The sequence below is a fragment of the Massilia sp. P1_C10 genome (assembly GCF_056406475.1).
This window is the reverse complement of record NZ_JBFUAC010000001.1, coordinates 465,460-486,064: the sequence shown is the minus strand read 5'-3', so window position 1 is coordinate 486,064 and position 20,605 is coordinate 465,460. Positions and strand designations below refer to the sequence as shown.

18 protein-coding genes are annotated in these 20,605 nt (G+C 65.6%); 6 read left to right on the top strand and 12 right to left on the bottom strand.

Features of this window, described 5'->3' with window-relative positions; genetic code table 11:
• Positions 1 to 71: 71 nt before the first annotated feature.
• The 8 genes from AC1D02_RS02290 to AC1D02_RS02255 form a co-directional block, all read right to left on the bottom strand.
• Positions 72 to 2,048: a hypothetical protein gene (locus AC1D02_RS02290; RefSeq protein WP_477313284.1), complete on the bottom strand. Its 1,977-nt coding sequence runs from the start codon at positions 2,046 to 2,048 to the stop codon at positions 72 to 74.
• 179 nt (positions 2,049 to 2,227) lie between these two features.
• A complete protein-coding gene (locus AC1D02_RS02285) occupies positions 2,228 to 4,018 on the bottom strand; it encodes an acyl-CoA dehydrogenase (protein WP_477313282.1) in 1,791 nt (596 codons plus the stop codon).
• A 151-nt stretch (positions 4,019 to 4,169) separates the two neighbouring features.
• A complete protein-coding gene (locus tag AC1D02_RS02280; protein WP_477313280.1) occupies positions 4,170 to 5,102 on the bottom strand; it encodes an electron transfer flavoprotein subunit alpha/FixB family protein in 933 nt (310 codons plus the stop codon).
• Positions 5,103 to 5,140: 38 nt separating this feature from the next.
• Entirely contained in the window at positions 5,141 to 5,890 is a 750-nt protein-coding gene (locus AC1D02_RS02275) for an electron transfer flavoprotein subunit beta/FixA family protein (RefSeq protein WP_477313278.1), read from the bottom strand.
• Between the two features lie 147 nt (positions 5,891 to 6,037).
• Positions 6,038 to 6,265 (bottom strand): sulfurtransferase TusA family protein, encoded by a 228-nt coding sequence (locus AC1D02_RS02270; RefSeq protein WP_477313978.1) that lies wholly within the window; start codon positions 6,263 to 6,265, stop codon positions 6,038 to 6,040.
• 229 nt (positions 6,266 to 6,494) lie between these two features.
• A complete protein-coding gene (alaS, locus tag AC1D02_RS02265; RefSeq protein ID WP_477313276.1) occupies positions 6,495 to 9,104 on the bottom strand; it encodes an alanine--tRNA ligase in 2,610 nt (869 codons plus the stop codon).
• Positions 9,105 to 9,261: 157 nt separating this feature from the next.
• Positions 9,262 to 9,999: a glycerophosphodiester phosphodiesterase gene (ugpQ, locus tag AC1D02_RS02260; RefSeq protein ID WP_477313976.1), complete on the bottom strand. Its 738-nt coding sequence runs from the start codon at positions 9,997 to 9,999 to the stop codon at positions 9,262 to 9,264.
• Positions 10,000 to 10,001: 2 nt separating this feature from the next.
• Positions 10,002 to 11,000, bottom strand: a complete 999-nt coding sequence (locus AC1D02_RS02255; RefSeq protein WP_477313274.1) for a GlxA family transcriptional regulator — start codon at positions 10,998 to 11,000, stop codon at positions 10,002 to 10,004.
• Between the two features lie 98 nt (positions 11,001 to 11,098).
• On the opposite strand from AC1D02_RS02255, the gene AC1D02_RS02250 reads away from it, so the two are divergent.
• Entirely contained in the window at positions 11,099 to 11,887 is a 789-nt protein-coding gene (locus AC1D02_RS02250; protein WP_477313272.1) for an MBL fold metallo-hydrolase, read from the top strand.
• Here AC1D02_RS02250 and AC1D02_RS02245 read toward each other — a convergent pair.
• Positions 11,858 to 12,445, bottom strand: a complete 588-nt coding sequence (locus AC1D02_RS02245) for a hypothetical protein (RefSeq protein ID WP_477313270.1) — start codon at positions 12,443 to 12,445, stop codon at positions 11,858 to 11,860. The two genes, AC1D02_RS02250 and AC1D02_RS02245, sit on opposite strands and share 30 nt — an antisense overlap.
• 60 nt (positions 12,446 to 12,505) lie before the next feature.
• Positions 12,506 to 12,871 carry a DUF1294 domain-containing protein gene (locus AC1D02_RS02240; protein WP_477313268.1) on the bottom strand — a complete coding sequence of 122 codons (366 nt, stop codon included), beginning with the start codon at positions 12,869 to 12,871 and terminating at the stop codon, positions 12,506 to 12,508.
• 198 nt (positions 12,872 to 13,069) lie between these two features.
• On the opposite strand from AC1D02_RS02240, the gene AC1D02_RS02235 reads away from it, so the two are divergent.
• The 3 genes from AC1D02_RS02235 to AC1D02_RS02225 all read left to right on the top strand — a co-directional run bounded on the left by AC1D02_RS02235 (position 13,070) and on the right by AC1D02_RS02225 (position 15,890).
• Positions 13,070 to 13,594: a hypothetical protein gene (locus AC1D02_RS02235; protein WP_477313266.1), complete on the top strand. Its 525-nt coding sequence runs from the start codon at positions 13,070 to 13,072 to the stop codon at positions 13,592 to 13,594.
• Between the two features lie 36 nt (positions 13,595 to 13,630).
• Positions 13,631 to 14,026 (top strand): DUF3597 domain-containing protein, encoded by a 396-nt coding sequence (locus AC1D02_RS02230; RefSeq protein ID WP_477313264.1) that lies wholly within the window; start codon positions 13,631 to 13,633, stop codon positions 14,024 to 14,026.
• A gap of 109 nt (positions 14,027 to 14,135) precedes the next feature.
• Positions 14,136 to 15,890 (top strand): cation:proton antiporter domain-containing protein, encoded by a 1,755-nt coding sequence (locus AC1D02_RS02225; RefSeq protein ID WP_477313262.1) that lies wholly within the window; start codon positions 14,136 to 14,138, stop codon positions 15,888 to 15,890.
• Positions 15,891 to 15,941: 51 nt separating this feature from the next.
• On the opposite strand, the gene AC1D02_RS02220 is transcribed toward AC1D02_RS02225, so the two are convergent.
• Complete coding sequence (locus AC1D02_RS02220; RefSeq protein ID WP_477313260.1) at positions 15,942 to 17,564, bottom strand: NAD(P)-binding protein; 1,623 nt, start codon at positions 17,562 to 17,564, stop codon at positions 15,942 to 15,944.
• Positions 17,564 to 19,075, bottom strand: a complete 1,512-nt coding sequence (locus AC1D02_RS02215) for a polyamine aminopropyltransferase (RefSeq protein ID WP_477313258.1) — start codon at positions 19,073 to 19,075, stop codon at positions 17,564 to 17,566. The genes AC1D02_RS02220 and AC1D02_RS02215 overlap by 1 nt, the downstream gene beginning before the upstream one ends.
• Before the next feature lie 66 nt (positions 19,076 to 19,141).
• On the opposite strand from AC1D02_RS02215, the gene AC1D02_RS02210 reads away from it, so the two are divergent.
• Both AC1D02_RS02210 and AC1D02_RS02205 read left to right on the top strand, forming a co-directional pair.
• Complete coding sequence (locus AC1D02_RS02210) at positions 19,142 to 19,528, top strand: DUF350 domain-containing protein (protein WP_477313256.1); 387 nt, start codon at positions 19,142 to 19,144, stop codon at positions 19,526 to 19,528.
• A gap of 26 nt (positions 19,529 to 19,554) precedes the next feature.
• Entirely contained in the window at positions 19,555 to 20,595 is a 1,041-nt protein-coding gene (locus AC1D02_RS02205; protein ID WP_477313254.1) for an SPFH domain-containing protein, read from the top strand.
• The last annotated feature ends 10 nt before the right edge of the window (positions 20,596 to 20,605 follow it).

Here is a 20,605-nt window from a genome sequence, read left to right as displayed (position 1 = left end):
ACGATGGGGTCAGGTCCGTCGGACCTGGCCCCGGGTTTGCCGGCGCCGCTGATTTATCTCCGGGCCAGCTCTTAGTGGTTCCGGCGCGCGGCCTGCAGGTCGTCGCGCACCGCGCGCGGCGCACTGCTCGCCACCCCCATCCTCAGGCTCGACGGCTGCACCGCTGCGCCAGCGGGGCTGATCGCCAGGTTGGCCGTCCAGCTCAGGCCAGGCGTCATCATGATCGGCGCCTTCAGCCTGTCCATGAAGTCCTTGTTTTCCGCCAGAATCCACGGCGCGATCCTGCTGACGACCAGCGCGACGCGCGGCTTGATCGCCGGCTCGCCAATCCTGCCCCGCTCGCCCCACGCGACGATCACCTGCGAGCCGGTCGAACCGGCCGGATAAACGTCGCTGAATGCGATGTCGTACTGCACGTCGTGACGGTAAGCCATCATGAATTCCTCGAACAGCATCGCCAGGTCTTCACGCGAGTTGTTGTCCTTGTAGATCGAGTAGGCGTAGTCGTCCGAGGCCACGTCCGGCCCGAAGAAGCCGCCGATCTGGGTTGCGGTGTAGGCCTTCTGAACAGCGGTGGCGGTGGCGCCCTGGAACAGCACCTGTCCCAGCCCCTTCATCTCGGCCGAGCGCAACGGATAACTGGTCGCGAGTGCGTCCGACGGCAACGATTTGGCCGAAATGCGCGGCACCACGTTCGCCCAGATCGACAAGGAAGGCGTGAGCGTGCGGTCGGTGGACGGGTAGAAATCGCTGGCGTGGCTCAGTTCGTGGTAGAGCAAGCGCCCGAGCGTGAACACCAGCTCCGGCATGTCGCGGACATTGCGCTCGGAGGTGGGCAAACTGCGCTGGGCGTACGCATTGTTCTTGACCAAGCGCCCCAGGCCCATGTAACTGAGCCCATCCTGAAATGCGATCCGGTAATCCGGCACTTCCGTGACCACGTCGCGTTGCTGCGGCGTGAGCCAGAAGTTATTGGCGTCGAGGTAAATCGCTCCCGTCGCGGCGGTGTAGTAGCTCGGGCGCACGTGCGAACCGAGCACGATTGCCGACACGCCGGCGAACAAGCGTTTGAAATCGTCATGCGGATCCTGGGTCAGCAGGAACTGCTCGAAATTGGCGCCCAGGAAATCGTGCGACACCAGCACCCGGCTCATGATCTGCGCGACGCTTGGCACGGCGCCCGGCCCCGCTTCCGCCTGCAGCAGCGGCAAGGTAGACGCCGGGCAGAAATTGTTGTTGCCCTTGTCGTCGTAGAACAGGCTGATGTCATACACGCAGCGGGCCAGCACGCTGGTGTACACGCCGGTGGCGCGGTACGGATGGACGCGCTCGGTGTTGTCGAACATGTAGCCGTTCGGCTTGGCCGCCTGGGTCTCGACGCCGACCATCACGTCGTCGGCATCCTGGCGTCCGCTGCTGGTGGTCATCACCGCGTGGAACTTGAGCACCGTGTCGGTGGTCGTCGCAGGCGACTTGAACATCATCAGCCTGGAGCCGTCGTCCAGCTTCATTTCGACCGTCGGCCCGGCGGTCTGTGTCCAGGCGATGCTGGTCAGCGTTTCGCCGGCGGCCAGGGTCGGCCACGCGCGTACCGAGGTGTCCACCTGCGGGCGCACGGAATGGTCGCCGCGCACGGTCAGCGAGCTGCCGGCCACTGCCGCGGTCACAACGATGTCGGCGGTGGTGCTGGCGGCGGTGCCGTCGGCCAGGTGGCCGTCGGCGCGCAGCTTGACGGTGCCCTCCGCGCCAGGCTCGAACGAGACGGTCGGGCTGCGCGATGCCAGCAAGGTCACTGCCGGTCCGCTGACCTGGGTCCATGTCACGTCGGCGAGCGTGCCGGCGCAGGCGAACGCGGTCGCGCCGGCGGTTTTGCCCGCGGCGACGGTGGCGTCGGCGTCAATCCGCACGGTGGCGCAGGCCGGCGTCGGGGCCGGCGCCGGCGCCGGTGTGGAAGCAGTCGATGAACCGCCTCCGCCGCCGCATGCGGCGAGCAGCGAGCCCAGAAACAGTGCGCCGGTCAGGCGCGATGACAAGGTGACCAGATTCACGATAGTTTTCCCGTTGTGTTCAGTTAGTGACGCGCGGATAAGATACCTCAAATAAACGCGCGAATTACGGCAAAAAGTAACAAGCGGTGAAAAATTTCAGGCATGATTCGCCGCCCATTGCGTTTTCATAAATGAAAAAAGCAGCCCGAAGGCTGCTTTTTTGGACGAACGGACAACAATCAGAACTGGTCTTCAGCCAGCGCCAGCACGCCGGCGCTGCCCTCCACGATCGCCGTGCGCAGGCTGGCCGCCTGCGACAGGATGTGGTCGGCGAAGAAGCGCGCCGTGGCGATCTTCGCTTTGTGGAACGCCGCGTCGCCATCGCCGCCATCGAGCTTGCGCTGCGCCGCCAGCGCCGCGCGGCCCATCTGCCATCCGCCCAGCACGATGCCGGCCAGGCGCAGGTAAGGCACGCTGCCGGCGTACACGCCCTTGATGTCCGACTTGACCGTCGCGACCATGAACTCCACCACGGATTCGAGCGCCGCGGCGCCCTCGCCCAGCGCGCGCGCGATCGCATTGAAGTCGTCGCCGGCGCCCAGCTTCAGTCGCCCTTCGGTGGCGCGCACTTCGGCGATCAGGCCCTTGGCCACGGCGCCGCCGTCGCGCACCGTCTTGCGGCCGACCAGGTCGTTGGCCTGGATCGCGGTGGTGCCTTCGTAGATGGTCAGGATCTTGGCATCGCGGTAGTGCTGGGCCGCGCCGGTCTCCTCGATGAAGCCCATGCCGCCGTGGACCTGCACGCCGTCGCGCGTGACGTCCTGCGACATCTCGGTCGACCAGCCCTTGATGACCGGCACCAGGTACTCGTAGATCGCCAGGTTGGCCTTGCGCGTGCCGGCGTCGGGATGGTGATGCGCCAGGTCGCTGATGGCGGCGCCGACGTAGGCCAGCGCGCGCGCCGCCTCGGTGTGGGCGCGCATCGACATCAGCATGCGGCGCACGTCCGGGTGATGAATGATCGAAACGGGGCCTGGCGAGCCGGCCAGGTCGCGCGACTGCACGCGGTCTTTGGCGAACGCCACCGCCTGCTGGTAGGCGCGGTCGGCCAGGCCTATGCCCTGCATGCCGACGGCGAAGCGCGCCGCGTTCATCATGATGAACATGTACTCGAGGCCGCGGTTCTCTTCGCCCACCAGCGTGCCGATCGCGCCGCCGTGGTCGCCGAACTGCAGCACCGCGGTCGGGCTGGACTTGATGCCCAGCTTATGCTCGATCGAGACGCAGTGCGCGTCGTTGCGCGCGCCCAGCGAGCCGTCTTCGTTGACCATGAACTTCGGCACCAGGAACAGCGAGATGCCCTTCACGCCCGGAGGCGCGTCCGGCGTGCGCGCCAGCACCAGGTGGATGATGTTCTCGGCCATGTCATGCTCGCCGTAGGTGATGAAAATCTTGGTGCCGAAAATCTTGAAGGTGCCGTCGCCTTGCGGCACCGCGCGGGTGCGCACGGCGGCCAGGTCGGAGCCGGCCTGCGGCTCGGTGAGGTTCATCGTGCCGGTCCATTTGCCGGAGATGAGCGGCTCGAGGTAAGTCGCCTTCTGCGAATCGGAACCGGCCGTCATCAGCGCCTCGATGGCGCCGTCGGTCAGCAGCGCGACCAGCGCAAACGAGATCGACGAGGCGTTGAGCATTTCGATGCATGGCGTGGCGACGAGTTTCGGCAGGCCCTGGCCGCCGAATTCGGACGGGTGCTGCACGCCCTGCCAGCCGGCTTCGCCGAAGCCCTTGAAGGCTTCCTTGAAGCCGCCGGCGGTGGTGACTTCGCCGTCGTGCCAGAAGCTGGGATCCTTGTCGCTGGAGTGGTTCAGCGGCGCGACGACGTTGCCGCAAAATTTCGCGTTCTCTTCCAGCACCGCTTCGACCGTGTCGGCGGTGGCGTCTTCGCAGCCTGGCAGCTGGTTGATGGTGGACAGTCCGGCCAGTTCGTTCATCACGAACAGCATGTCTTTCAGCGGGGCTTTGTAGCTCACCTTGGTCTCCTGATTAGAATGTACACGTAAAACCGTCGTTCCCGCGAAGGCGGGAACCTATGCTGCGTATGATCTGCTTCAGCATGGGTTCCCGCCTGCGCGGGAACGACGTTGTATTGCGTTTGTAGTGATTCGAGTATAGCGACTTGGATCAGCCCAGTTGCTTGACCAGGTCGGGCACCACTTCGAACAGGTCGCCCACGATGCCGTAGTCGGCCACCGAGAAGATCGGCGCTTCCGGATCCTTGTTGATGGCGACGATGGTCTTCGAGTCCTTCATGCCGGCCAGGTGCTGGATCGCGCCCGAGATGCCAACGGCGATGTACAGCGTCGGCGCGACGATCTTGCCGGTCTGTCCGACCTGCCAGTCGTTCGGCACGAAGCCGGCATCGACGGCGGCGCGCGATGCGCCCATCGCCGCGCCCAGCTTGTCGGCCAGCGGTTCGAGGATCTTGAAGTTTTCGCCCGAGCCCATGCCGCGGCCGCCCGACACGATCACTTTGGCGGCGGTCAGTTCGGGACGGTCCGACTTGGCCAGCTCGCGGCTGACGAAAGCGGACTTGGCGAAATCGGCCACCGGAGCGATGGTTTCGGTGGTCGCGGAACCGCCGGTGGCAGGCGCCGAATCGAAGCCGGTACCGCGCACGGTGATGACCTTGATCTTGTCGGACGACTGCACGTAGGCGATCGCGTTGCCGGCGTAGATCGGACGCTCGAAGGTGTCCGGCGCATCGACCTTGGTGATTTCCGAGATCTGCGCGACGTCCAGCTTGGCGGCCACGCGCGGCAGGATGTTCTTGCCGTAGGCAGTGGCCGGCGCCAGGATGTGCGAGTAGTTCGCCGCCAGCGCGAGCACCTGCTCGGCGATGTTCTCGGCCAGGCCGTCGGCGAAGTACGGCGCGTCGGCGACCAGCACTTTGGTGACGCCGGCGATGGCGGCCGCTTGCGCGGCGGCGGCGCCGCAGTTGCTGCCGGCGACCAGCAGGTGGACTTCGCCGCCGCACTGTGCGGCGGCGGTGACGGTGTGGTGGGTGCTTCCCTTCAGGGATGCGTTATCGTGTTCTGCGATGACTAATGCGACCATGATTGATTCCTATTCTTGTGTGAGCGAGCGGACCGCGATCAGATGACTTTGGCTTCGGTGCGCAGCTTGGCCACCAGCGTCGCCGCGTCAGGCACCTTGATGCCGGCCGAACGCTTGGCTGGCTCCACGACTTTGAGCGTCTTCAGGCGCGGCGTCACATCCACGCCGAGGTCTTCCGGCTTGACCACGTCGAGCGGCTTCTTCTTCGCCTTCATGATGTTCGGCAGCGTCACGTAGCGCGGCTCGTTCAGGCGCAGGTCGGTGGTGACGATGGCGGGCAGCGTGAGCGCCAGCGTTTCCAGGCCGCCGTCGACTTCGCGCGTGACCGTGACCTTGCCGTCTTCCAGCACCACTTTCGAGGCGAACGTCGCCTGCGGCCAGCCCAGCAGGGCCGCCAGCATCTGGCCGGTCTGGTTCGAGTCGTCGTCGATCGCCTGCTTGCCCAGGATGATCAGCTGCGGTGCTTCCTTGTCGGCCAGCGCCTTGAGCAGCTTGGCCACGGCCAGCGGCTCGAGGTCGGCGGACGTCTCGACCAGGATCGCGCGGTCGGCGCCGATCGCCATCCCGGTGCGCAGGGTTTCCTGGCACTGCGTCACGCCGCACGACACCGCGACCACTTCGGTGACCTTGCCGGCTTCCTTCAGGCGCATCGCTTCTTCGAGCGCGATCTCGTCGAACGGATTCATCGACATTTTGACGTTGGCGATATCGACGCCGCTGCCGTCGGATTTGACGCGGACCTTGACGTTATAGTCAACCACACGTTTGACGGGGACCAGGACTTTCATGGGGGGCCTTTGGAAAAAGTGAAATTCAGTGACTGCCTTGAGTGGCCTAGATTATAAGAGAAAAACGCCTTCAAGTCGGAATTAAAGCATGGTCGTGCTATTTTAGCGCGGAGAAAAGGGGTCTGGTCCTGCGACCTGACCCCATTTTTATTTGCGACGCATCAAAAAGGTGAACTCGAGGCCGTTCTGGCTGTGCGCCAGCAGGGCGTTGCCGGTCTGCTTGGCAAAGGCCTGGAAATCGCGCACGGAACCGGAATCGGTGGCGACGATGCGCAGCACTTCCCCGGTTGCCATTTCGGCCAGCGCCTTCTTCGCCTTCAGGATCGGCAAAGGGCAGTTCAGGCCGCGCGCATCGAGTTCCTTCTGGTATTCCATGACGTCGCTGTCTGACGTGATCGTGCTCATCGGTTGGTTCGCAGTGTGGGTTACGGTGCTCATGGCGCAATACTACTCCAATTCCGCAAATATGCGGCACCGCACAAAAATAAAGTTTGATCGTTGCAAAAGAACAACGAGCGTGTCCTGCTTGCAAACTTTAACTCATTCGGCAGACGCGGTCGCCAAAGGCGGGGTCAGGTCCGGCGGACCTGACCCCAAACCCCGATCAGGCGCGCTGGCCGACCCACTCCACCACGCCGGCCAGTGCCGCCGGCAAGCCGCTCGGATCGGTGCCGCCGGCCTGCGCCATGTCGGGACGCCCGCCGCCCTTGCCGCCCACCTGCTGCGCGACGAAGTTGACCAGCTCGCCGGCCTTGACCTTCGAGGTCGCGTCGGCGGTGACGCCGGCGATCAGGCTGACTTTTCCGTCGGCCACGCTGGCCAGCACGATGGCGGCCGTCTTCAGCTTGTCCTTCAGCTTGTCCATCGTCTCGCGCAGGCGCGCCACGTCGGCGCCTTCCAGCGTCGCCGCCAGCACCTTGATGCCGTTGACGTCGACCGCCTGCGATACCAGCTCGTCGCCCTGCCCCGCCGCCAGCTTCGACTTCAGCGCGGCCAGTTCCTTCTCCAGCGACTTGACCTGGTCCTGCACCTGGCCGATACGCGCGGTCAGTTCTTCCGGATTGGTCTTGAGCGCGCCGGCCGCTTCCTGCAGGCGGCGATTGAGCGACTGCACCAGCGCCAGCGCGCCTTCGCCGGTCACCGCTTCGAGGCGGCGGATGCCGGCGGCGACGCCGCCTTCATTGATGATCTTGAAGAGGCCGATGTCGCCGGTGCGGCCGACGTGGACGCCGCCGCACAGCTCTTTCGACGAGCCGACGTCGAGCACGCGCACTTCGTCGCCGTACTTCTCGCCGAACAGCGCCATCGCGCCATGCTTGACGGCGTCGTCGAACGACATGTGCTGCGCCTTGGTCTCCTGGTTCTGCAGGATTTCGCGGTTGACGATCGCCTCGACCCTGGAAATCTGCTCGGCCGTCAGCGGCGCGTTGTGGCTGAAGTCGAAACGGGTCTTGTCCGGATCGACCAGCGAGCCTTTCTGCGCCACGTGGCTGCCCAGCACTTCGCGCAGCGCCTTGTGCATCAGGTGCGTCGCCGAGTGGTTGCGGATGGTGCGGCCGCGCTTTTCTTCGTCGACCACCGCGTCGACCTTGTCGCCCACTTTCAGCGAACCCTGGGTCAATACGCCGTGGTGGCCGAACACGTCGGCCTGGATCTTCAGCGTGTCTTCGACTTCGAAGGCGCCGCCTTCGGCGCGGATGATGCCCTGGTCGCCGACCTGGCCGCCCGATTCGGCGTAGAACGGGGTGGTGTCGAGCACCACGATGCCGCTCTGGCCGGCCTTCAGTTCCTGCACCGGGGCGCCATCGGCGTACAGCGCGATGACCGACGCGTTGTGGGTCATCGACTCATAGCCGACGAACCTGGTCTTGGCGCCCGAGTATTCGACGCTGGCGGCCATCTTGAACTTGCCGGCGGCGCGCGCGGTCTTCTTCTGCTGTTCCATCGCGGCGGCGAAGCCGGCTTCGTCGAGCGTCACGCCGCGTTCGCGGCAGATGTCGGCGGTCAGGTCGAGCGGGAAGCCATAGGTGTCGTACAGCGTGAAGGCGGTGGCGCCGTCGAGGCTCTTGCTGTCTTTCGCCAGCTGCGCCTCGAGGATCTTCATGCCGTGTTCCAGCGTTTCGCCGAAGCGCTCTTCTTCCTGCTTGATGGTCTGGGTGACGCGATCCCTGGCGTCGGCCAGTTCCGGATAGGCTTCGCCCATTTCCTTCGTCAGGTCGTCGACCAGCTTGTAGAAGAACGGCTTGCTCTGGCCTAGCATGTGGCCGTGGCGCAGCGCGCGGCGGATGATGCGGCGCAGGACGTAGCCGTGGCCTTCAGGGCCGGGGATGATGCCGTCGACGATCAGGAACGAGGCGGCGCGGATGTGATCCGCGATCACGCGCAGCGATTTGCTTTCGAGGTCGGTGACGCCGGTTTCGCGCGCGGCCGCCTTGATCAGGTTCTGGAACAGGTCGATTTCGTAGTTGCTGTGGACGTGCTGCAGCACGGCGGCCAGTCGCTCCATGCCCATGCCCGTATCGACGCACGGCTTCGGCAGCTTGTGCATCACGCCCGCTTCGTCGCGGTTGAACTGCATGAACACCAGGTTCCAGATTTCGATGAAGCGGTCGCCGTCTTCGTCGGGCGAACCTGGAGGGCCGCCGGGAATGTCGGCGCCGTGGTCGTAGAAAATCTCGGTGCACGGGCCGCACGGGCCGGTGTCGGCCATCTGCCAGAAATTGTCCGACGCGTAGCGCGAGCCCTTGTTGTCGCCGATGCGGATGATGCGCTCTTTCGGCACGCCGATCTCATTGGCCCAGATGTCGTAGGCTTCGTCGTCCTCGATGTAGACGGTGACGGTCAGCTTCTCGGCCGGCAGGCCGTAGACCTTGGTCAGCAGCTCCCACGCGTAGTTGATCGCGTCGCGCTTGAAGTAGTCGCCGAAGCTGAAGTTACCCAGCATTTCGAAGAAGGTGTGGTGACGCGCGGTGTAGCCGACGTTTTCCAGGTCGTTGTGCTTGCCGCCGGCGCGCACGCAGCGCTGCACCGAGGTGGCGCGGGTGTACGGGCGGCTGTCGGTGCCGATGAAGACATCCTTGAACTGCACCATGCCGCTGTTCGTCAGCAGCATGGTCGGATCGTTGCCCGGCACGAGAGGACTGGACCGGACAACCGTATGGCCCTTCGATTCGAAGAATTTGAGGAATTTGTCGCGAATTTCAGATGATTTCATGTCGTATGGGCGAAGGATGGCAGCATGCTTTAAAAAACTGATTATAGCGTAGGCAGGATATATGTTGTCGTGCCTGCGAAGGCAGGCACCCATACCGAGCATGCCTTAACTCTGGGACCGGCTCAGCATGGGTCCCTGCCTCCGCAGGGACGACGGACTACCTGAAATCCGGGCCGATCAGGTCGATCCGGTCGGTGCAGAAGCCGTCCACGCCCCACATCAGGAGCTCGCGCGCGCGGATCGAGTTGTTGACCGTGTAGCAAAACAGTCCGAAGCCGGACAGGCGGATCTCGCGCGCCACCGCCATCGTCAGGTGCTTGTGGTTGGTGTGGATCGCGACCGCCCCCAGCGCACGGGCGCGGTGCAGCCAGTCGCGCGGGACCACGTCGAGCAGCAAGGCGCGCGCCACTTCGGGCGCTGCGTCGCGGGCGGCAGCCAGCGCAACCTCGCTGAACGACGACAGCAGTGGCGCCTGCGCCGCCCCGCCCTGCAACATCGCGCGCGCGGCGGCGGCGACCACCGCGCCGGTCTGCGCCTCGAAGCCCGGCGCCGGCTTGATCTCGATATTCATCCAGATGCCGTTGGCCTTGCAGAAGCCGGCGAAATCGGCGAACAGCGGCACCGGCTCGCCCTTGTACTGCTTGCCGAACCAGGCGCCGGCGTCCATGCGCGCTAACTCGGCGGCGTCGTAGTCGTACACGTTGCCGGAGCCGGCCACCGTGCGGCCGAGGTAGGGGTCGTGCATCACCACGGGCACGCCGTCGCGCGCCAGCATCACGTCGAACTCGACGGCATGGAAGCCGTGCGCCAGGCCGCACTTGAGCGCCGCGATGGTGTTCTCGGGTGCGAGCTTGCCGCCGCCGCGATGGGCGACCACTTTGGGATAGGGCCACATGCTCATGACGATACACCAATAGATCTTGCGCCGCTGTTGAACGCGCGGCGATACTGCGCCGGGGACTGCCCGACCAGCCGCTTGAACAGCGCGCCGAAGGTGGCGACATCCAGATAGCCGACGCGCTCGGTGATCTGCGCCATGCTCAGCGTCCCCGATTCGAGCAGCCGCTTGGCGGCGTTGATGCGCTCGCCCTGCAGATAGCCCAGCGGCGTCTGCCCGGTCTCGGTTTTCAGCCGGCGCAGCATCGTGCGTTCGCTGACGTGGAAGGCGGCTGCCAGCACCGCCAGGTCGAACGGCTCGGCGAGGCGCTCGGACAGCCAGCTTTGCACGTGATCCGAGAACTGCGACGGCGGCCGGGCGATCATCGCGGTGTCGACCCACGCCGCCTGGCTGGCGCGCGCATTGAGCAGCGCCATGCGCGCCACCGCCCTCGCCTCTCTCGGCGCGGCGACCCGGCGCACCAGGTGCATGGCGAGATCGAACGCGGACGAGAAGGAGCCCGTGGTGGTGACGCCGCCATCCTCGACCAGCATCGCGTCCTGGTCGACGCGCGCCAGCGGGAAGCGCCACGCCAGGTCGGGCGCGAACATCCACGATGTCGTTGCGCGCCGCCCGTCCAGCAGGCCCGCCTCGGCCAGCAGGAAGGCGCCGACGCACATCGACGCGACCGGCGCGCCGCGCGCGAACGCGCGGCCGATCGCCGCCACTTCTGGCGCCAGCTGGGTGTGCGGCCGGGTGCAGCCGTCGCGGTCGCCGATGTCCATGCCGGGCACCACCAGCAAATCCGCCGATGCGCGGAACTTGCGCGTGCCGATCGTGAGGCCGCCGGCCGCCGCCACGTTGCCGCCGGCGAGGCTGCTCACGCGCACGTCGAACAGGGGCGCGGCCTTGGCTCCGCGCACCGCCTGCGCGACGCGGTTGGCCAGCAGCAGCGTGTCGCACAGGCCGAACACTTCCATGCCCATGCAGCCGTCGTAAGCGAGTACCTTGATTTTCATATTTGGCGATATTGCCATAAATATGGGCGTTATCGCCAATTTACCGCTATCGGGATCCGGCCGACACTCGTCTCATCATGTTCAAGAGGGGCACTGGCATGCGCATTACCCAGCTAAGAAACGCCACCGTCATCATTCACGTTGGTCCGCATCGCATCCTGGTCGATCCGATGCTCGCGCCCAAGGGCGCCTTGCCGGCGCTGCGCCTGTTCGACGGCAAGCGGCTGCGAAACCCGACCGTCGAACTTCCGCCGTCTGCGGAGGCGGCGCTGGCCGAGGTCACGCATTGCCTGATCACGCACTGCCAGAAAGGCCACTTCGATCACCTGGACCGCGCCGGAACGCGCTGGCTGCGCGAGCGCCAGGTGCCGGTAATCTGCACGCCGCACGACAGCGAGCACCTGCGCCGGCGCGGGCTGAACGTGCTGCCGCTGTCCGACGATCACGCGCGGCCGCAGCCTTTCCTCGGCGGTGAGATCCGCACGGTGCGCTGCCGCCACGGCCGCGGCCTGGTCGGCGCGGCGATGGAGCACGGCGTCGGCTATTTCATCGAGATGCCCGGCGAGCCGTCGCTGTACCTGGCCGGCGACACCGTGCTGACCGACGAGGTGCGCGAATTCGTGCGCGCGCATCAGCCGCAGGTGTGCGTGGTGCCGGCCGGCGGCGCGCGCTTCGACCTGGGCGGCGAAATCATCATGGGCATCGACGAAGTGATGGAGTTCGCCCGCATCGCGCACGGCGCGCTGATCGCGAATCATATGGAGGCGATCAGCCACTGCCCGGTGACGCGCGAACAACTGCGCGCCGCGGCAAAAGGCCGGATACAGGCGCCGGCCGATGGGGAGACGGCGACTTTCCTAGTCGCTCGTGATGCGCGATGCGCTTAACGACACCACCTTGCCGCCGCTGGTCTGCACCGACAGCTCGCTGGTGAGATCGTACTTGCCGCGTTTGCCGGCGTAACCGTAAGTGGTCCATCCGTCCGGCGCGGCGCTGGCTTCACCGAGCCATGCGCCGCGATCGAGCCGCACGGGCAGGAATTTTGCCGGCAGTGGGGGGCAATTCGCGGTCGGCGCTTCGTTCGGAGTGCGCTGCGCCTGAACGCTGGTGATGCGGTGTTCGGGACCGCCCATCGAGCCATCGGCGACAATCCAGATCCGCTGCGCATGCGTGCCGGCGCCGGCGGTGTAGCACAGCCAGTATTCGCTCGTGCCGGCCTCGCCCTGGTGGCCGATCGATCCGGCCTTGATCGCGTCGCGCACCTTCGACAGGCGTGTTTCTTCGAACTGCACGCTGAACGCGCCCATCGCGAGCGTGGAGACCGGCTGCTTCAGCGATCCAACCTGTCCGCGAAAAAAGTCGGGTTGTGCGGGCGGGGGCAACTGCCCGGCGAGCGCGATGCAGGGGAAGGCGATCGCCAGCGCCGCGATAGTAACCTTGTGCATCGGGCTCTTTCCAGGAATGGGGATGAGCCGATTCAATCACGAATCCCGATGTTGTGTCTATTACCAATTTGCAATAGAGACAATTCTGCCGACGCCCGCGCCGGACGCGATCCACGCGAACGCGCACACGTTCAGGCCGACCGTGGCCCAGAAGCGCGCGCCGAACGCCGGCTTGATCGATTTGTGGCGCAGCCATTGCTGGGCCAGCATGGCGCCCGGCCAGCCGCACATCAATCCCAGCAGCAGCAGGTTGCGTTCCGGCGTGCGCCAGCGGCCGGCGCGCGCGTTCGCCTTGTCCATCGCGTAGGCGGTAAAGCAAACCACGCTGGCGCCGAGATAGAACAAGCCGATCGCCATCGGCAGCTGCCACTCGATCGTGGCGAACGCGTACAGGACGGCGAAAGCGAGGAGCGTGGCGTAGCGCATGGCTTTAATTGATTAAAGGAAACATACAGCTTATCTGTACCGGTGTCATATTGTCCACAGGAAAATGGAGTCCTGCCGCGCGCGCGCGTTCGACCGCGACGGTGCAGTAGCGAACAGATAACTTCTTTCGTGCGGCATACGCTGGTCGTCTCGGCATCGCGCAAGCGCATGCTTCATTCAAATTACGTGGAGGTCGACATGGGTTTCGATTTAGGTAGTCTGCTTCAGCAATACGCGGGTTCGCATCCCGCCAACCCGGACCAGGCCGAAAACGATTTCGACCAGGTCGCACAGAACGCGTCGACGACCGACCTGGCGCAGGGCGTGACGCAAGCGTTCCGCTCGGACCAGACGCCGCCGTTCCCGCAGATGGTTGGCCAACTGTTCGGCAATAGCGATGGCGGCCAGCGCGCCGGCATGCTCAACCAGCTGATCAGCGGCATTGGCCCTGGCGTGCTGTCGTCGCTCGCCGGCGGGGTGCTGGGCAATATGTTCGGCAATCACAACAGCAACGCCGCGCCGCAGATCACCCCTGAGCAGGCGCAGCAGATGTCGCCGCAGCAGGTGCAGGAGATCGCCGAAAAAGCCCAGCAGGAAAACCCGGGCATCATGGACCGCATGGGCGAGTTCTATGCGCAGCACCCGCAGCTGGTCAAGGGCCTCGGCGGCGCCGCGCTGGCGATCGCGCTCGGCCACATGGCCCAGGGCATGCGCCGCAGCTAATCGATTTTTCCACCCAACTCAAACAAGGACAACATCATGGGCATCCTCAGCAATATTTTCCACAAGATCTTCCCTTCGTCGCATCCGGCCAACACCGGCGCGGCGACCACCACGACGGCGGCTCCGGCTCCAGGCGCCGCTCCTGCCGCGCCGGCCGCGCCGACGCCGATGTCGGAGGTCGATGTGGAATCGGTCCTGAACGGCATGGCGTCGTCGGCCGGGCAGCCGCTGAACTGGCGCACCTCGATCGTCGACCTGCTGAAACTGCTCAACCTCGACAGCAGCCTCGATTCGCGCAAGGAACTGGCGAAAGAGCTGAACTACTCGGGCGACATGAACGATTCGGCGTCGATGAACATCTGGCTGCATCGCCAGGTGATGAACAAGCTGGCGGCCAACGGCGGCAAGGTGCCGGCTGATTTGAAAGACTAAGTGAAGTACGGGGTCAGGTCCGGCGGACCTGACCCCAGACTTGTCACCGCCGCATCCCTACCCCCACGTTATAGAATGAAGGAATAACAACCACTCCTCCAGGCCCTCCGTGCAAGAACACCACGCCTTCCCCTTTCTGCGGGAAATCCTCCTGTTCCTCACCCTGGCCGGCATCCTGATTCCCCTGCTGCAGCGCCTGCGCATCAACCAGGTGCTCGGCTTCCTCGCCGTCGGCGCCCTGCTCGGCCCGTTCGGCCTCGGCCTGATGGCGGCGCAAACGCCGTGGCTGAACTACCTGACTTTCCCGCGCATCGAAGGCGTCGAAGTGCTCGCCGAACTGGGCGTGCTGTTCCTGATGTTCATGATCGGCCTCGAACTGTCGGCCGCGCGCCTGTGGGCGATGCGGCGCTGGGTGTTCGGCGCCGGCAGTGCGCAGATCGCAATCAGCGCGCTGCTGATCGGCGGCGCGCTGATGCTGCTCGGCCAGCCGATCGAAGCGGCGGTGATCCTCGGCCTGGTGCTGTCGCTGTCGTCCACCGCCGTCGTCATGCAGCTGATGAACGAGCAGCACACCACCGCCACGCCGCTCGGCCAGGCCACCTTCGCCGTGCTGATGCTGCAGGACCTGGCCGTCGTGCCGCTCCTGATCCTGATCGGCGTGATGACCAAAGGCGCCGGCGCAGGCGCGGCCACGCTCGTCGCCATGACGCTGGCCAAGGCCGGCGTGGCCATCGCGCTGATCTACCTTGCCGGCAGCCACGTCATCCGCCCGCTGTTTCGCGTCTTCGCGCGGCGCCACCAGCCCGACGTGTTCATGGCGCTGATCCTGCTCACCACCCTCGGCATCGCCGGCGTCAGCGCCGCCGCCGGCCTGTCGATGGCGCTCGGTGCGCTGATCGCCGGCCTGCTGCTGGCCGAGACCGAATTCAAGCACGAAGTCGAACTGATGATCGAGCCGTTCCGCGGCCTGTTGATGGGACTCTTCTTCATGACCGTCGGAATGGGCATGGACACGCGCCAGGTGCTGCAAGCGCCGCTGTTGCTGGCCGCCTCCGTGTGCGCGCTGGTCGCCATCAAGGGCGCGGTCGTCGCGCTGCTGTTCCGCCTCGGCGGCCTGAATTGGGGCCGCGCGGTCGAAGGCGGCCTGCTGCTCGGCCAGGGCGGCGAGTTCGCCTTCATCGTGATCGGCTACGCGATGGCCGGCAAGCTGGTCGATCCGGCGCTGGGACGGCAAGCGATGCTGGCCGTCGGCCTGAGCCTGTTCGTCACGCCGCTGCTGGCGCGGCTCGGACGCGCCATCGGCGACCAGTGGGAGATCCGTCAGCACGCCATCGTCGCGCACCGCGACGGCGGCGCGCTCGCTTCGGCGCGCGGCCGCATCATCATCGCCGGCTTCGGGCGGGTCGGGCAGATGCTGGGCAAGCTGCTGTCGGACCAGGGCATCGAATTTGTCGCGTTCGAAAACGATGCGCGGCTGGCGTCGGAGCTGCACCAGAGAGGGCTGCCAGTCTTCTTCGGCAATGCCTCGCGCGCCGAGCTGCTGCGGCGCGTGCACGCGCAGGAGGCGCCGGCCATCGTGCTGACGATGGACCATCCGCAGTCGGCGCTGCAGGCAGTGCGCGGCATCCGCCGCGAGTTCCCCGACGTTCCGCTGTTTGCCCGCGCGCGCGACGAGAAGCAGGCACGCTTGCTGAAGGCGGCCGGCGCCACCGTCGTCGTGCCAGAAACGCTGGAAGCGAGCCTGCAGCTGTCCGCTTTCGTGCTTGAAGCGATGGGCCTCGAAGAGATGGAAGTGGACGGCATCGTCGACGAAGAGCGCGCCCTGTTCAACGAAGCGCTGTCGCATATCCAACCAAAGGCTTGAGCCGCAGCCCAAGGGCTGGGGTCAGGTCCGGCGGACCTGACCCCGGGTTTGTCACCGCCTCGGGCCCTTGTCACCGGTCTTCGCTTTGAGCGCGGCCTGCACGCCCCACCACGCCGCTTCCTCGAAAACGGAAAAACCTGACAGGTCGGCGTGCGCGAACACGATCGGCCCGTCCGCCTCGCGCAGCGCGCGCGTGCCCGCATTCGCGCGAAACCCCGGCAGCGGCGCCGCCATCGCGTGCCCGCGCAGGGTAATGTCGACCCGTTCCACGCACGGCGCGAACTTCCACCCATACGCGCTTTTCAGGTCCGCGCTGGCAAGTTCGATCAGCTGGTCCGGCGTCGCCGTCATCATCCACTTGCGCGCCTGTTCCGGCGTGCGGTCGGACAGCGCCACGTACGCGGAGAACACGGTCTTCTCCGGCGGACGCACGCGGATGTCCTGGTGCGTCGACACCACATACCCCAGCCCCGGCTCCTGGTACACCACGTTGTCCCAAGACAGCGGCGCCTCCGGCAGCTCCGCCGGAAAATCCTTCATCAGGAAGTTCGCCACCATCCACGGCGCGTAGCTCGGCACGTGCAGCTTCGGATCGAAGCCGTAATCCTCGATCGACTCCACAACCCGCGCCGCCACATACAGCGGCATCGCGCAAATCGCCTTGCGCGCCTTGACCACGTAGGTGCGCGCAACCCCGCCCTCCAGCGTGAAGCACAGGGCCTCGACTCCCTCGCCCGCCTTCTTCAGCGACACCGCGGTGCCGGCCTGGCGCCGGATGCCGGACTTCGCCGCCATCGCCTCGGCCACCGGCGCCATCCCGCCCGGCCAGGTCAGCCACGCCCCGTTGCCGGCGTTGGCCGCTTGCCCCCAGCGGCTGCAGTAGTAATGCAGTCCAGCCCACGCCGAAACCTTGTCGTAGCGCGTGCCGTAATCGTCGCGGCAGCAGTAGTTCAGGTACCAGTGCAGGGTCGGCGAGGTATAGCCGTTCTGGTCCAGCCAGGCCTTCAGTGTGATCCGGTCCAGCGCATCAAACGCCGGATCGCTTGAGGACTGTACCGTCGGGAACACGAAGATGCGCTTGCGGTCGGCCCCGCGCAGCGCGCGCAGCCGCTCGACCTCCGCAAAAAAACGCTTGTGCTGCGCCAGTTCGTCGGCCGGCACGCCGTGCGTCGGGATGAAGCCGTCCTGCCATTCGCCGTTGAACAGCAGCCGCTCCTCCGGCCCGTGCAGGATGAAGCGCTCATCGTAGGTCGGCTTCTCCGCATACGGGTCGCGCTGCAGGATGCCGAGGTCGAACAGGATCTCGCGTACGTGCGTCGATTCGGGCGACGGCAGCGGCAGGTAGTGGCCGCCGGTCGGATACGCCAGCTCGCCGAAGTGTCCGCCCGCCGCGTTCCCGAAGGGCTGCGGCCCGTCGATCATCAGCGCGCCGCGATGCCCGTCCTTGTTCAGCCTCCACGCCGCAGCCAGCCCCGCGATGCCCGAGCCGAGGATGACGATGTCGGTCTCGACGACGCTGGACGGCGCTGGCAGCTTGCCCTGGTCGCGCAGGAAGTGGCCCTCGGCGCGGCCAGGATAATTCACGCTCGCCGTGATCTCCTGCCACTTGTGGAATCCCGCAGCGCCGGCCAGCGCCGACACGCCGGCGGCTGCAAGGAAGGAACGCCGGTCCATCAGCGGATCACCTGGCGCCAGTCCTGTTCGAACTCGTGCACCAGCGACTGGGTGTTGAGCCGGTTCGGCGCCATGTCGATGCGCTTCATGTCGGGCGGGAAGCTGAACATCTCGCGCGTGGTGTCGGCATTCAGGAAGCGCATCGGCAGCCGGTAGCTGGCCGGCGGCGCGTAGTCCTGCTGCGGCGACGCCAGCACGAAGCCCCACTCGCCGAACGACGGCACGTAGGCGTGATACGGATAGGTCTTCATGCCGACGTCGCGCAAGGTGGCGTCGATGGTCCAGTAGGCATGCGGCGCGAAGAACGGCGACGTCGACTGCACCACCACCAGCCCGTTGGCGGCGACGTGCTTCTTCAGCACGCCGTAGAACGGCACCGAGTACAGCTTGCCCAGCGCGAAGCTGGACGGATCGGGGAAGTCGACGATCGCCGCGTCGAACATCTCCGCACTGTTCTGCAGCCAGATCGCCGCGTCGGCGTTGACCACTTTCACGCGCGGGTCCGAGAACGAACCGTGATTGAGCTTGGCCAATTCAGGCCGCGTGGTGAACGCCTTCGTCATCGCCGGATCGAGGTCCACCAGCGTGACGCTCTTGATGTTCGGGTAGCGCAGGATCTCGCGCAGCGCCAGGCCGTCGCCGCCGCCGAGCACCAGCACGCTGCGCGCCCACGGAAGGGCCTGCAGCGCCGGATGCACCAGCGCCTCGTGGTAGCGGTACTCGTCGCGCGACGAGAATTGCAGGTTGCCGTTGATGTACAGGCGCGTGTCGTCCTTCCAGCGGGTGATCACCAGGCGCTGGTACGGCGTGGTGGTCGAATACACGATCTCGTCGCCGAACAGGCCATGCTCGCCCCACTGCACCATGCGGTCCGACAGCGCGAAGCCGAACACCAGCACCAGCATCACACAGGACGCGCGCAGCACGCGTCCGCCGGTGCGCGCCAGCTCGTGGCGGAAGGCGTGCAGCGTCCAGAACGCGACGGCCACATTCAGCATCCCGAACAGGAAGCCGGTGCGCACCAGCCCGAGCTGAGGCGCCAGCACCAGCGGGAACAGCAGCGACACGGCCAGCGCACCCAGGTAATCGAAGGTCAGCACGCGGCTCACCAGCTCATTGAACTCGGTCTTGCGCTCGTTCAGCGCGCGCATCACCAGCGGGACCTCCATGCCGACCAGCGCGCCGACCATGAACACCAATACATATAACAGTGTGCGAAACGGCGCGGCCGACCACGAGAACGTCATGAACAGCAGCGCCGCCGACACGCCGCCGATCAGGCCCACGGCCAGCTCGATGTCGATGAAGCGCGCCAGCACGTCGTTATCCTTCACGTACTTCGAGAAGTGGGCGCCCACGCCCATCGCGAACAGGTAGCAGCCGATGATGGTCGAAAACTGCAGCACCGAGTCGCCGAGCAGATAGCTCGAAAGCGCGCCGGCGATCAGCTCATACGCCAATCCGCAGGAAGCCACCACAAATACGGAAAGGATCAGAATTCTTTTGGTCATAGATGGTCTTTTGCACTAAGATTGCCGTGTCCTGTCAATCTGACTATATTTATTAGGGGAAACCTAATGCCCGCCATCCTAGCCTATCTGCTGCACCTTTTGACGGCAGTCGCCATGGTTTTGGTGTTTTTTGTGATTTACACGCGCGTCACGCCCTTCAACGAAGTGCTGCTGATCCGCCAGGGCAACCAGGCCGCCGCGTTCTCGCTGGGCGGCGCGCTGATCGGCTTTTCGGTCACGATATCGTCGGCGCTGCTGCACACCACCGACTACTACCAGTTCACCGGCTGGGCCGCGGGCGCCATGCTGGTGCAGATCCTCGTCTACACAGTCGCCACCCGCCTGCTGCAAATGTCGAAGGACCAGATCGAGTCGAACAACAAGGCGTTCGGCGGCCTGCTCGGCGCCATCTCGCTGTCGATTGGCCTGGTCAACGCCGGCTGCATTTCCTGATCAACCCTGTTCATCGGAGACCCATCATGTCACTTGGCTCATTCATCAAGAAGCAGTTTATCGACGTCCTGCAATGGAACGAGGAGACCGAGGGCGTGCTCGCCTGGCGCTTCCCGATGCAGGACTTCGAAATCCAGAACGGCGCGATCCTCAATGTGCGCGAGTCGCAAGTGGCGGTGTTCGTCAACGAGGGCACCATCGCCGACGTGTTCGGACCGGGCACCCACAAGCTGACCACGCAAACGCTGCCGGTGCTGACCAACCTGAAAAACTGGGACAAGCTGTTCGCCTCGCCGTTCAAGTCCGACGTGTACTTCTTCAGCACGCGCGTGCAGACCGGCCGCAAGTGGGGCACGCCGCAGCCGATCACGATTCGCGACAAGGACTTCGACATGATCCGCGTGCGCGCCTTCGGCATGTTCTCCTACCGCGTGGCCGACGCGCGCAAGTTCTTCACCGAAATCAGCGGCACGCGCGAGATCTACACCCGCGAAGAAGTCGAAGACCAGCTGCGCGGCCTCTTGATGGCGACGATGGCCAGCTCGCTGGGCGGCTCGAACGTCGCCTTCCTCGACATGGCTGCCAATCAGGCGCTGATGGCGCAGGCGATCAAGGGGGACCTGGCCGCCGCGTTCGCGCGCTACGGCATCGGCCTCGATGAATTCAACGTGGCCAGCGTCAGCCTGCCGGAAGAACTGCAGGCCGCGCTGGACGAGCGGATCGGCGCCGGCATGAAGGGCGGCATGTCCGCCGACAAGATGGGCGGCTTCACCAAGTTCCAGGTCGCCAGCAGCATCCCGCTGGCGGCGCAGAACGAAGGCGGCCTCGCGGGCATGGGCGCGGGCCTTGGCGCCGGCGTCGCGGTCGGCCAGGCGATGGCGCAGGGCCTGGGCGGCGCGTTCGCGCAGCAGCCGGCCGCCGCGCCGGCAGCCGCACCAGCCGCACCGGCGCAGGAATCGATCGAAGACCGCCTGGGCAAGCTCAAAGGACTGCTGGACAAAGGGCTGATCTCGGCGGCCGACTACGACAGCACCAAGGCCGAACTGCTGAAGAAGCTGATCGGCTAAGCGGCTGTCC